General features: G+C 48.4%; 1 protein-coding gene (cut by a window edge). It reads left to right on the top strand.

Annotation, left to right across the window (positions count from 1 at the left end; translation table 11 throughout):
- Positions 1–953 carry part of the coding region annotated (locus COT81_00500; GenBank protein PIS05563.1) for a hypothetical protein on the top strand (this coding region is incomplete at its 3' end). The annotated region extends 225 nt beyond the left edge of the window, so 953 of the 1,178 annotated nt are shown.

The raw sequence follows: 953 nt of genomic DNA on the forward strand, positions 1-953 counted from the left end.
ACCTCAGCTTTAGACGGAGATGAAACTGATCCGGTTACACCTCCGCAATGTAACGATACTTTGGATAACGACGGCGATAGCTTAATTGACTATCCGCTTGATCCGGGGTGTGCTTCAGCTAGCGACAATGACGAAACCGATGTTGCGGCTAAGTGTGCTGATTCTATTGATAACGACGGCGATGGCTTAATTGACTATCCGCTTGACCCCGGGTGTTCTTCATTGACTGACAATGACGAAACCGATCCCGTCACGCAATGCAATAACGGCTTAGATGACGACGGCGATGGCTTAATTGACTATCCGAACGATCCGGGGTGTGATAATTTGGCTGATACGGATGAAACAGATCCGCCCACAGAGCCAGAATGTTCAGATACTTTGGATAATGACGCCGATTCATTTATTGATTATCCGAATGACCCAGGTTGCGCTTCGGCGTCAGATGATGATGAGACTGATGCGCTCCCTGAATGTTCCGACGGGGCAGACAATGATTCTGATTTGCTGGTTGACTACCCAAATGATCCTGGATGCAACTCGGAGCTTGATGACAGCGAAATTGATCCAGCCACGCAATGCAATAACGGCTTAGATGACGACGGCGATAGTTTAGTTGATTATCCGGTCGACCCGGGGTGTAGTAATTTATTTGATAATAGTGAGTTAGACCCCACCGAATGCCTTGACACCATAGACAATGACGGCGATGGCTTGATTGATTACCCCAACGATCCGGGGTGTTCTAGTCCAGCCGATGATGATGAAACAAGTCCGATTCAGGCCCAATGCTCTGATGGCGTTGACAATGACGGCGATGGCTTGGTTGATTACCCTAACGATCCGGGGTGTATCAATGTCGGCGATAATGATGAATTTAATTTGACGACTGCCTTGCCCCAATGCTCTGATGGCGTTGACAATGACGGCGATGGCTTGGTTGATTACCCTAA

The sequence above is a fragment of the Candidatus Buchananbacteria bacterium CG10_big_fil_rev_8_21_14_0_10_42_9 genome, assembly GCA_002773845.1.
Taxonomy (GTDB): domain Bacteria; phylum Patescibacteriota; class Patescibacteriia; order Buchananbacterales; family 21-14-0-10-42-9; genus 21-14-0-10-42-9.